16 protein-coding genes and 1 tRNA gene are annotated in these 11,880 nt (G+C 33.1%); 16 read left to right on the top strand and 1 reads right to left on the bottom strand.

Annotated elements, in window-relative coordinates; all coding sequences use genetic code 11:
* The first annotated feature begins 43 nt into the window (after positions 1–43).
* From ACKI3Q_RS00910 to ACKI3Q_RS00835, 16 genes are all read left to right on the top strand, one after another.
* Positions 44–904, top strand: a complete 861-nt coding sequence (locus tag ACKI3Q_RS00910) for a respiratory chain complex I subunit 1 family protein (RefSeq protein WP_407413388.1) — start codon at positions 44–46, stop codon at positions 902–904.
* 13 nt (positions 905–917) lie between these two features.
* On the top strand, positions 918–1,175 hold the full coding sequence (locus ACKI3Q_RS00905; protein ID WP_407413386.1) for a hypothetical protein: 258 nt from the start codon (positions 918–920) through the stop codon (positions 1,173–1,175).
* 9 nt (positions 1,176–1,184) lie between these two features.
* Positions 1,185–1,484, top strand: a complete 300-nt coding sequence (locus tag ACKI3Q_RS00900; RefSeq protein WP_407413384.1) for an energy-converting hydrogenase subunit EhaL family protein — start codon at positions 1,185–1,187, stop codon at positions 1,482–1,484.
* 13 nt (positions 1,485–1,497) lie between these two features.
* Positions 1,498–1,884: a DUF1959 family protein gene (locus tag ACKI3Q_RS00895; protein WP_407413382.1), complete on the top strand. Its 387-nt coding sequence runs from the start codon at positions 1,498–1,500 to the stop codon at positions 1,882–1,884.
* 11 nt (positions 1,885–1,895) lie between these two features.
* Positions 1,896–2,345 carry an NADH-quinone oxidoreductase subunit B family protein gene (locus tag ACKI3Q_RS00890; protein WP_407413380.1) on the top strand — a complete coding sequence of 150 codons (450 nt, stop codon included), beginning with the start codon at positions 1,896–1,898 and terminating at the stop codon, positions 2,343–2,345.
* Entirely contained in the window at positions 2,342–3,466 is a 1,125-nt protein-coding gene (locus ACKI3Q_RS00885) for a nickel-dependent hydrogenase large subunit (protein WP_407413378.1), read from the top strand. The genes ACKI3Q_RS00890 and ACKI3Q_RS00885 overlap by 4 nt, the downstream gene beginning before the upstream one ends.
* Positions 3,467–4,495, top strand: a complete 1,029-nt coding sequence (locus tag ACKI3Q_RS00880) for a 4Fe-4S binding protein (RefSeq protein WP_407413376.1) — start codon at positions 3,467–3,469, stop codon at positions 4,493–4,495.
* Entirely contained in the window at positions 4,492–5,859 is a 1,368-nt protein-coding gene (locus ACKI3Q_RS00875) for a 4Fe-4S binding protein (protein ID WP_407413374.1), read from the top strand. Before ACKI3Q_RS00880 ends, ACKI3Q_RS00875 begins: the two co-directional genes overlap by 4 nt.
* Positions 5,860–5,863: 4 nt before the next feature.
* A complete protein-coding gene (locus ACKI3Q_RS00870; RefSeq protein ID WP_407413372.1) occupies positions 5,864–6,910 on the top strand; it encodes a hypothetical protein in 1,047 nt (348 codons plus the stop codon).
* A gap of 1 nt (position 6,911) precedes the next feature.
* Positions 6,912–7,802 (top strand): formylmethanofuran--tetrahydromethanopterin N-formyltransferase, encoded by an 891-nt coding sequence (locus tag ACKI3Q_RS00865; RefSeq protein WP_407413370.1) that lies wholly within the window; start codon positions 6,912–6,914, stop codon positions 7,800–7,802.
* A gap of 9 nt (positions 7,803–7,811) precedes the next feature.
* Entirely contained in the window at positions 7,812–8,750 is a 939-nt protein-coding gene (locus ACKI3Q_RS00860; RefSeq protein ID WP_407413368.1) for a carbohydrate kinase family protein, read from the top strand.
* A 16-nt stretch (positions 8,751–8,766) separates the two neighbouring features.
* Complete coding sequence (locus ACKI3Q_RS00855) at positions 8,767–9,594, top strand: 4Fe-4S binding protein (RefSeq protein ID WP_407413366.1); 828 nt, start codon at positions 8,767–8,769, stop codon at positions 9,592–9,594.
* A gap of 11 nt (positions 9,595–9,605) precedes the next feature.
* A complete protein-coding gene (locus tag ACKI3Q_RS00850) occupies positions 9,606–10,241 on the top strand; it encodes an HPP family protein (RefSeq protein WP_407413364.1) in 636 nt (211 codons plus the stop codon).
* Positions 10,242–10,282: 41 nt separating this feature from the next.
* Entirely contained in the window at positions 10,283–10,579 is a 297-nt protein-coding gene (locus ACKI3Q_RS00845) for a putative quinol monooxygenase (RefSeq protein ID WP_407413362.1), read from the top strand.
* A 21-nt stretch (positions 10,580–10,600) separates the two neighbouring features.
* Positions 10,601–10,673, top strand: a tRNA-Thr gene (locus ACKI3Q_RS00840).
* 40 nt (positions 10,674–10,713) lie between these two features.
* Positions 10,714–11,040 (top strand): hypothetical protein, encoded by a 327-nt coding sequence (locus ACKI3Q_RS00835; RefSeq protein WP_407413360.1) that lies wholly within the window; start codon positions 10,714–10,716, stop codon positions 11,038–11,040.
* Between the two features lie 9 nt (positions 11,041–11,049).
* Here ACKI3Q_RS00835 and ACKI3Q_RS00830 read toward each other — a convergent pair.
* Positions 11,050–11,880: hypothetical protein (locus tag ACKI3Q_RS00830; RefSeq protein WP_407413358.1), on the bottom strand; the 831-nt coding region annotated here is incomplete at its 5' end.

Here is an 11,880-nt window from a genome sequence, read left to right as displayed (position 1 = left end):
GAAGAAAGGGTGAAAGAACCGTTTACTGGATATTAGTGGTATTATGAATTTAATGGCAGATATTTTAATCAATGTAATTATTGCATTCCTTGCTGGAAGCTTACTTTTAGGTTTGCACAGAAAAATAATGGCACGTGTTCAGAAAAGACCAGGTCCGCCTATTATACAGCATCTATTGCACTCTTTAAAATTCTTCTTTAAAGAGACAGCATTTCCAAAAACAGTATCCATGCCATTTTATCTTGGTATTGTATTTATTCTGGCTGCAATTTGGATTGTTGGTGTAATTGTAGGTCCGGTTGCTCATGATTCATTATTAATTTTATTTGGTGTTTATGCCGTTTATAAAATTGTTGAGCATAACTCAGGTTCTAGTTCAGGTTCCCCTTATGGAAAAGCAAGTTGTGTAAGGGCTGTTTTATCAGCAGCAACTGAACTACCATTATTTGCAGCAATTGTTCTTGTCTATTTAAAGACAGGTACAATGAATATAGGAAATATTATTAGTTATCAGGCTACTAACGGTCCATTGGCATTTTCAATACCTCTTGCCGCTATAATGTTTTTCTTGTTATTGTTATCAAAATCTCCATACTCTCCATTTGGAATAACAAAAGACAAAGCATTAATTTCAGGTTTTGAAACTGAACACTTTGGATTCTTAAGAGGATTTATAATGTTTTCAGAATCAATTTCATGGTATGTCATGCTATGGGTATTCTTAACAATATTCTTTGGACCATTAAGTGCAGTAGGTTATCTTATTGGAATGATTGTATTAACGTTTATTACAGGATTTATCAATTCAACAACTCCAATATTAAATCCGAATCATTCTGTAATGAGTCAAATAACGATGGGAGCAGTCTGTTTTATTGGAACAGTCATAATGATATTAATTTAAGGATGGGGATAAGATGAGTTCGGAAAAAGTCGTTGTATATTTAACTTCATTGGTTGCAATAGGTATAATTGTTGTCGGTTTACTTGCAACAGTTCTCCATTCCACAATGTTAGCTCCAATCCCAATTTTGGGGTTGATATTGGCTATTCTTGTATTGTTAACTAGTAGAGGTCATTTTACACATAATGTTGAAAAATTAGAAAAGATAATGTTTTTCGTAACATTTATAGTAATTGTATGTTCATTTATATTACTTTATAAACCAGTTTAAGGAGATATTATGTTAGATTATTTAATTTATTTACTTACATTCGTCATCGGTTCCATTTTGGGATTATTATACAGCTATAAGTTACATGGCGAACCTTACGTTGCTGATAGTAGTTTGGATATTAAAACTTGCATAATGTCTGTTGTTGGTTGGATTTTAGGTTTTAATTCAGGTAATATGATTCTGGGAGGAATTGGATTTCTCTTAGCTGGTTTTGTCATGGGTGAAAGACCAGGTTATGGAAGAAAAGAAACTGCTATTGGTTTGACAATAGCTATAATTATTTATTTAGTATTACGCATGATATAATGATGTGATTTCAATGGATGATGAAGCAAAATTAGAAATGATGAAAGATCGTATGGTAAAAACCTATGTATGCCAAAGGGATATTATACTTCCTTTAGCTGAAGATTTTGACTGTACTCCTGAGGAAGTAGAACACATGTTCTTTGATTTATTGGACATGTCTGAAGTATTATCTTTGCATGCTACCTTTGAAACTGCACATTATCAATGTTTAATTAAAAAATTACACGCTGATTTAAGGCTTTGCTGGTTTGTTGGCAATTTGGGATTATTGTCTAAGGAAGATGGTGATAACCTTAAAGAAAAATTGGCAGGTCAAATAATGGATGGTAAAAATTATTCTGATGTATTAAAGGAAGGTCAAAAAGAATTATTCCAATTATTAAAAAATTCTAGATAAAGAGGGTAAAAATGTTAGATTCAATTAAGGATATTGTGAGGAAAAGCTCAATTCATGTCTGCATCGTAAATTGTGGCGGATGTAATGGATGTGATGTTGAATGCGTTGCATTATTATCTCCGAGATATGATTTGGAGCAATATGGTATCTATGTTCACAATAATCCTCGTGAAGCTGATGTTCTGTTATTAACAGGTGCTGTTACAGAGCAATGGAGAGAAAACTTAAAAAGAGTTTACGACAAAGCTCCTGAACCAAAAATTGTAGTGGCTATTGGAAACTGTCCGCAATCTGGTGATGTATTCAATCAGGAGGGAGGTCATGTTTATGCTCCCGCTTCTGACTTTGTCCCAGTTGATGCTGCAGTTTCAGGATGTCCGCCAAGGCCTAGTGAAATTTTGGAGGCCATTTTGGCTGTTGGTCCTCAAGCTATTGCTGATCGTGGGAGGGAAGAGAAATGATATTGCCTATTGGTCCTATTCATCCTGCTTTAAAAGAGCCTATAAGACTTAAACTTCAAACGGAAGGAGAACATGTTGTAAAAGCGGAAATTGAATATGGTTACGTGCACAGAGGTATTGAAAAAATTATTGAAGGTCAAACTTGGCAGAGAGGTATTTATTTATCTGAAAGGGTTTGCGGAATCTGTTCCTATGAACATACCCAGACTTTTGCAGAAACAATTGAAAGAATTTGCGGTGTTCAAGCTCCTCCTAGAGCACAATTTTTAAGGGTCATTACCAACGAGTTAGACAGAATTCAAAGTCATTTCCTTGGAAACTCAACATTTTTCAAATCAATGGACCATGAAACTTTATTCATGCATGTATTGGAATTGAGGGAATATGCAATGGATTCCATTGAATTACTCACTGGAAATAGAGTTAACATGGGCTGGAATGTTGTTGGTGGAGTAAAAATGGATGCTGATGAGCGTCATTTTAAGCCAATTCTGGAAAATCTCAAAAAGATTGAAGAGGGCTTTGAGATAACAAGGGAAATGTTTGCCGAAGGTCCCGCTTTGGCTCTTCGTTGTAAAGGTGTTGGAGTCATGACTAAAAAAGAAGCCATTAAGGGAAGAACTGTTGGTCCAATCGGCAGAGGTTCCGGAATTAAATATGATTACCGTGAAGACCACCCAACATATAAAGATTATTTCGACTTTAATACTATCTGGAGAAAAGAGGGAGATAACTACGCAAGAACATTAAACCGTTTTGATGAAATACCTGAATGTATTAGTTTAGTCAGACAGGCAATTGAAAATATTCCGAAAGGTGAAATCCGTACTCCTGTAGAAATCAAATCAGGATATGCCCAGTGGAGAAATGAGGCTCCCCGTGGTGAAGTAACATACACTATTGAAACTAACGGTAACTTGATTAAACATATTTCCATTAGAACTCCAAGTATTCCGAATATGGATTCATGTGCCAAATACATGATTAGGGATGTTCCTTCAGTTTCTGATGCTGTTTCAACTTATGCTTCATGTGACCCGTGTGTTGCCTGCGCCGAACGTGTTGCAGTTACAAATGAGCATGGCGAAACTTATTTAACAGATATTAGTGGGGTAAAGTAAATGTCATCTTTGATTTGGTATATTTATGATTTTGCAAAAAAAGCATGGGCTGATGCATTTACTAATGCTAAATCTTTACCTGAACTTGCTGAAAAGCCAGAAAGATTTAGAGACTTTCCAAAAGTGAATAAGGAATATTGTATTGGTTGCGGTGCTTGTACTGTTTCCTGCCCTTCACCAAATGCAATTAAAATTATCCGTGAAAAGGATGATGAGTCCGGAGAAGGATTGACTTTTCCTGTAATCAATCCTGGTGCATGTATTCGCTGCGGTTTCTGTGCTGAAGTATGTCCTACAGACCCGAAAACATTGGAATGTGGTGAAAACCATTTAATCATGCCGGAATTCAATATTATTCCTTCAAAAAAGCAATACATTGTCGATGACTTTTTATGTATCAAATGTAAAAAATGTATGAAAAAATGTCCTGTTGGGGCTATTTCACTTGTTAACGATAAACTGCATGTAGATCAGCTTACCTGCATTGCCTGTGGAGAATGTATTGACGTTTGCCCTGTCAGTGGAGCAATGAAAGAGGTCTTCATTGAAAATTTCAACGGTCAAAAAGATTTGATTCTTCTTGCAGTAAATTATATTGAAGATTATGTTAATTCAAAAGAAGAAGATTTAAGAGCGCTTGAAAAGGATAGTTTGCTGCAATATGATCTTCCTTTAGATGAAATTTGGGAGAAGGCTCTTAAGATTATTCCTGATGAAGAAGTTAGTTTCCAAATTATTTCCAATGCAATTAACCGGCTTAAAATCAGAATCATTGATTGGAATAAGGATGAATGTAAAAAATGCCAATTATGTATTCCTGACTGTCCTACAGGCTGCATTTCATTTGATGAAGATGCAGATACTATTGTCAGGGATAAGGATAGATGTTTAAGATGCAGTATATGTTACCAGACATGTCCTTTCTCAGTAATCAAATATTTCATAGCCAAATTCTCACTGGCTGAAGATAGAATTATTCATGTTACTGTGAAGGCATCTAATTTAAATGAGGAGATTTTAATGGAGTGAGTGTTATGATTGATAGTTATACTAAAACTCCAAGACCATTAAGGCATGTTGATGTTGATTACTTAATTAATCAGACAAAATGTGAAAATTGCGCTGATAAACCGTGTCTCAGTTCATGTCCTATTGATGCGATTTATATGGATGATGTTGACGGTCTTGTGAAAATAAAGAATACCTGCTTTGGGTGTGTTTTATGTCGAAATGCATGTCCATATGACGCAATTTCTTTAGATGTTCAAATGGATCCTCCTATTAAAGAAGAAGTTCCGAACATTAACATTAAATTATGTAAGGCATGTGGTGCGTGTGTACAGGCTTGTAAAAACGGTTCTATCCATATATTCAATGATGGCAAAAATCCACCGCATAGTGAAATCGACAAAGACACTTGCGTTCGCTGTGGGTACTGTTTTAGAGTATGTCCTACTGATGCGATTAAATATGGTCAGTTACTTCCCAAAACAGTTAAGGGAGGTAAAGCAATCGTTGTCAATCAGGATAAATGTATCGGCTGTATGACCTGTACTAGAGTATGTCCTTCAACAGGTGCAATTAACGTTGGAAGAACAAATAAACTGCCTTATATCAATCCAGGATACTGTGCAAGATGTGAGGAATGTATGCATTCATGTCCTTCAGGTGCAATAAGATATGCTTCACGTAAAAAAGCATATAAGATGTATAGTGAAATTAAATCATTTGATATTGTTTCAAGCATTACAGATAATGATATGAAAAGATTATCTCTTGATTTAATCAGCCTGAATTCTGTTCTTAAAAAGGTTGCAAAAGCAACTGCTTTGGAATTTGACGACCAAAATTTTGAAAATTACATTGAATGTAAAGTCAATGAGCAAATGGAAAAAGAATTGGGTGTTGTTTTAGAGTCAAGTATTGAACTTAATAAGTTTGACAGACTGTTCGGTTCTTATTTGATGGATAGAAACATTGAAGTTTACTCTAAAAAATGTATTGCATGCGGTGAGTGTTATAATGTCTGTCCTGTTGGAGCTATAGAGCTTAATGGCCCTAATCCAATATCAATTAATGACAATTGTGTTTACTGTGGAAAATGTGTTGAAAAATGTCAATTTGATGCTATTGGAGCTTATGATGACTATTACTATAGTAAAGATTTGGATTTGTATTATGCAAGATCCTATCTGTTTAAGCAAAGGGAAGGAGAGTTGTCCATTTCTACAACCAAATGTCAGGCTTGTGAAATCTGTGTGAGAAATTGTCCGGCTGATGCGTTGGTTTTGGCAGAGGACCATGTTGAGTTTATTGAGGAAAATTGTATTTACTGCAGAACTTGTGAAGCTATTTGTCCTGTTGATTCAATAAGGATTATTAACTTTAGGTGAATTGATGTTTGAAAAATCTTTTATAACTGACTGTGAAGGTCCACTGACGCTTAACGATAATGCATTTGAATTATGCGAACATTTCATCGAAAATGGTAGTGAACTATTTAAAATCCTCAGTTTGTATGATGATTATCTTGTTGATGTTGTTAAAAAAGAGGGTTATAAAGTAGGAAATACTTTAAAGTTTATTTTACCATTTTTCGTACTTGAAAATCTTAAAAACAAAGATCTGGTTGATTTTTCAAAAAACAATATTTGTGCAATTAGGGATTCAAAATTCCTATTAAAATACTTGAAGGGAGCTATGAATACTTACATAGTTAGTACTAGTTATGGCCAATATATTGAAGCACTATCTAATTATATGGATTTTCCATTTGAAAATACATTTTACACAAATGTTGATGTAGATGCACTACATTTAAATGATGAAGAATTAGAAAAAATAGCAGAATATAAAAATCAAATATTGGACAATCCTGATGATTATGATTTGTTTGACGAAATTTTCTTCAGTGAAATCCCGAAGATGGGAATCTATGAAAAAATCAAGGAAATTGATGTCATCGGTGGATTGGGTAAGAAATTAGCTATTGATACTATCATTGAGGAATATGGTGTTGATATTAATAATATTCTATACATTGGTGATAGTATTACGGATGTGGAGGCTCTGGACTTTGCCCGAAAAAACAATGGAATATCAATATCATTTAACGGCAATGAATACCCTCTTAAAGTGGCTGAATTTGCTATTGTATCTCCAAGCGCAATAGCGACTGCTGTAATTGCAAATATCTATGCAAATTATGATAAAGATAAAGTTTTACAATTTATTAATGATTATAACTCACAAAAGGATTTAAATAAATTATTTACGGAATATAATATTTCAAATGAGATAAAAAATAGGTTCTTTGAAGTGTCTGATGGAAATAATTATCCGATTATTGAAATTGTTAATGATAAAAATTATGATAAAATATTAAAAGAAAGTGTCAGTATGCGAAATAATATTCGTGGTGAAGACATAGGAGGTCTTGGATAAAATGAATTATGATAAAGTTGAAGATACCTTTTTTGAAGCTTTTGAAGGTAAATATGTAAGGGCTTTAATTACAGGACCAACTGAAGAGATTGTTAAAAGAGCGGCATATGACTCTACTTCAACTCCGAGTGCAGTTATAGGTAGAGTTGAAGGTGGTGTTGAAGGCTTTTTAGATAAAAGTGATACTCCTGACGGTCGTTTCGGTGCTGTTGTACAGTATTGGCTAGGCGGCGATGATAAGGAAAAATTTGCATTTGAATTATCTTATCGTTTAAGGCAAGATGTACTGGTTAAGCCATTTACGCGCATATTTGACTATGCAGATGGTGAAAGTGATGATTATATTGAAATGATGGATATTGTAGGCCATTGCGGTGATGGATGGGAATGGATTGTTGAAGAATACGGTCGTCGCATGATAAATGTGCCAATTGCAGTTCCTGACTTTCAAATTGAAGAAAAATTCAAAATTAATGATGGTATAATGGGAGGTAACTTCTGGTATTTATGTGAAACTCCGGATGCAGTAATAACTGCGGGAGATGCAATAATCAATGCTATAATGGAAGTTGAAGGTGTAACTGCTCCCTTTGATGTTTGTTCAGCAGCTTCAAAACCTGAAACAAATTATCCGGAAATTGGTCCGACCACTAATCATTATTATTGTCCCTCTTTAAAAGAAAAATTGGGAGAAGAGTCAAAAGTACCGGAAAATGTAAACTATATTCCAGAAATTGTTGTCAATGCCATAAATGAGGATGCAATGTTTAAAGCTTTAAAAGCAGGTATTGATGCAGCTATTGATGTTGATGGTGTTATTGGAATATCTGCAGGTAATTTTGATGGCAAACTTGGAGATAAAATTTATAATTTATTGGATTTATTAAAATAAGGTTTTAATATGGAAATATTTGATGATGATTTAAATGCAGAAGTTATAGGATTTGGAGCTCTAAATGTAGATAAACTATATTCTGTAGAAAATATTGCTGGAGCAGATGAAGAAAGCTTTATCAAAACTAGTCAGGATACTCCTGGCGGATCTGCAGCAAATACAATTGTGGGATTATCTAGATTGGGCATATCAACTTCAATCATAGGCAAAATAGCTGAAGATGATGATGGGGAGTTAATTGAATATAACTTGGCAATTAATGGAGTTTTTTCAAATAATCTAATTTATTCTGACGGAGGAAATACTGGTAAATGTATAGGTTTCGTTGACTCTAATGGAGACAGGTGTCTTTATGTGGATCCTGGAGTTAATGATGACATTGTAATTGATGAAATTAATACATTAAATATTATGAGATGTAAAATAATGCATTATACGTCTTTTGTTGGCGATTCATTTAAGACTCAAATAGATTTGCTTGATAAATTAAATGAAGATTGTATTTTGAGTTTTGATCCTGGAATGCTATATGTTCAAAAAGGATTTGATAAGATTAAACCGATTTTGGACAGATGTGATATTTTGCTTATCAATGAATCTGAATTAAGATTATTATTAGATGATGATGAGTCCTCATATCAGCAGTTGGCAAAAAAATTTTTAGACAGTGGAATTAGTACTATTGTTGTTAAAAGAGGTTCTCAGGGAGTTTATGCTTGCAATAATAATGAAGAATGTGATGTTGAAGCGTTTGAATGTGATGTTGTTGATACTACTGGTGCTGGTGACAGTTTTAACAGCGGATTTTTATATGCTTATTTAAAGGAATATGATTTAGAAAAATCTTGCAAAATAGGTAATTGGGTAGCTAGTAAAGCTATTGAAGGATTTGGGATGGATAAATTCCCTAAATCAAATGAATTAAAAGAATTTATTAATAAATAACATAGCGGGTAATAATATGAATGTGTCGTTTATAAAGCAGATGAAAAGTTTGGAACGTGAAGTTCTTTTAAAATCTGTTGAATTAGATGATGATGGTGATGATTTCCAATTTGAGTTGGATGATTTTAAAACTGAAGAGGAAATTATTGCTGTTGCGCCAAAATGTGTAAGATGTAATACTTGTGTTGGTACATGTCCGGTTGATGCTATTGACCCTGCTAATATTTTCAGGTTAGCTAAAATCACTGATAAATGTGTTAAATGTGAAATTTGTGTTCAAACTTGTCCTGTTTCAGCAATTAAATTAATTAAAAATGTTGTTACTTATAATAAGGATGAAGATGAAGGTTTTATGCAATACAGTGTTAATAATGTCCGTTGTTATCATAGAACTGTAAGAATGAACGAAATTGAAATTGATTACACTCAAGATAATAATTGGCAAGATTGTGCCGATTTATGTCCAACAAATGCATTTACTTTAGAATTTAAAGAATTTTTTGATAAATTGGGCTTCGATACGGGTATGGATTTAGATGATGATACATTATATCCTTACATTAATAAGAAATTGTGTATTGGATGCAGTGCTTGTGTTGAAATTTCAAAAAATGAAAATGCAATTACATTGGATAGAATAATAGGACCTATACGTCACAGCAGGAAAATAGAGGTTAACCATGATTTATGTGCTAACTGTTTTTTATGTGAAGAAAATTGTCCTGTTGATGCTATAAGGTTAGAAGATGGAGGAGTTGTCTTAGATGATGATAAGTGTATTCGATGTGTTGAATGCACTAACCATTGTCCAGTTGGAGCACTAAAACGTGTTGAAATTGAATAGGAGGTATTGTTTTGAAAGCTAAAGAGTTAATGGATAAAGATTTCGTATATTTGAATAGCGATGATAGTGTTGTTGAAGTATCTAAAGTAATGGAAGAAATTAGGAGATTTACATGTCCGGTTGTTAATGATAATAAACAATTAATTGGATGGGTAACTTCTTTTGATGTAACTAGAGGTCTGAGGAATGGTAATGAAAAGATTAGTGAAATCATGAGTTCTTATGAGGAAATCACTACTATTCATGAAGATGCACCTGCTAGGCTTGCTGTTATTTTAACAGCAAATAACAAGTTTGTTACTGTTCCGGTAATAAATGATGATAATCAGGTTATTGGTATGGTTCGTGCTTGTGATATCGTTGAATTATTATCTGAACTTTATGATATTAAAGTTGTAAAATTATATAAGGCGATGCAACATCAGCTTAAAGGTGTTACCTGGGAAGAATTAATGTCTGCTTCAGCTTTGGTTTCCAAAAAGACTACTGGTGTAAAAATATCTCCGGAAGAATATGAAGAAAATATTATGAACTCTACATTTGGTGAAGCTATTTGGGCAACAGGAGGATTGGAAAAATTCTTTGCCGGTTTGATTTCTGTTGGTGAAATAGTTATTGCACGTAGAGTTGGTAAAGCAAGGAAATAATTTAATGGATATATATATCAATAAAATTATATAGTGGTAATATGATAATAGTTTTAGCAAAAACAATACCGAAAGATGAATCTGCAAAAGCAAGTATCATTGAATTTTCAAAAGATTTAATCAAGAATTCTAAGTTAGAAGAAGGAAACATTGATTATAGTTTATTTGATGATACTTCAGATGATTCTCTGATGTTTGTTGAAAAATGGGAATCTATTGAAATTTTACAAAAGCACATGCAAACCAAACATTTCCTGGAATTTGGTCAAAAGATAGGAGATTTGGTTTCTGGTGATATGGGAATTGAGATTTTTAATTCTGAAAAGCTTGAATTTTAATAGTTTTTCAGAAATTTTTTTGCTACTGTAACACAATTGGCAGTGTGCCGCCCTCGTAAGGCGGAGGTTGCGGGTTCAAGTCCCGTCAGTAGCTTTTATATAATGATAATTAAATTATATATAGGAGGCGAAATATGAAAACAGAAAATCTCATAATTTTAATTTTAGTTATTCTGATTATTTTGGTTGGCAGTTTTATTGTTTTGATGAATGTTGGCAGTATCAATCTTCATAAAGATACTAATATCACTAACTCTACTAATCATACTAATCATACGAACAATATATCTCAAGTAAACAGTACTCCAGCTACGGATTCCCAGTCCAGTGATTCTGAAAGTTACTCTTCAAGTTCTGATAGCTCATCCTCAGATTCAGGAAGCTATGATTCCGGAAGTTCTTCGGATGATTTCCGCCCAGGTCAAGATCCTGGAACTCAAAACAATGGAGATTTTACTTAATCTCTATTTTTAATTCTTTTTTTCATTTTCATTTTTAAGTTCTTTAATTAATTTTTGCATTTCATCCAATTTTTCATCGTAATTATCAAGTCTTTTTTTAAAATGACGTCTTAACATGGCTGTAGTTAATGTTGCAGTGGCAGCTCCCGATAGTATATATCCGCTCCAAACCAGAAAGATACTATTGACTTTACCTCCTGTAGTGTCGCCTAAAATTGCATATCCGTTACTGGTAAAAGCATTAGAAACCATAACCATTGCATTCAAAGGATCTTCATTTTCGATAAACATTGTAACTATAATGCTTAAGAATAGTATTGTAAATAACAGGATTATTGAAAGACCTAAGTTGTGCCTATCAGTATAACTTTTAAAGTTATTATAGAAGTATTTCATTAGATATATAAAAGCAGGAATACGCAAAAAGTCCCAATATTCAAGTAAAGACTCTCCAAATAGTAAAAATGCAATTGATGCAAGTGGGAATAGGAAAAATATTAATATAATGCTTTTTTTCGAAGATTTATCATAAATGATGCAAGAAATATAAACTGCAACAATGATATCTAAAACAGAATGAAACGCATAAAACTCGGGGCCGTTGCTTAAGAGTATATTATTATCAAAAAAGAAATTCACAACTATTATAAATAAAAGTAATACCATTATTAAGTAATAGACTTGTTTTAATGTTTTGACTTCTTCTTCAGGGAGGTATTCTGTAGGATTCAGATATTTAAAAGAACTATTGTTAAATTTTTCAATTATAAATCTCCCTACAATAATTAATATAGCAAATATTAATATTGAAACGCCAATTTGAATAAGATAATAATATAA

This window comes from Methanobrevibacter sp., assembly GCF_045636185.1.
GTDB lineage: Archaea > Methanobacteriota > Methanobacteria > Methanobacteriales > Methanobacteriaceae > Methanocatella.
The sequence above is the reverse complement of the archived record's forward strand: the minus strand, read 5'-3'. Positions and strand labels throughout refer to the sequence as shown.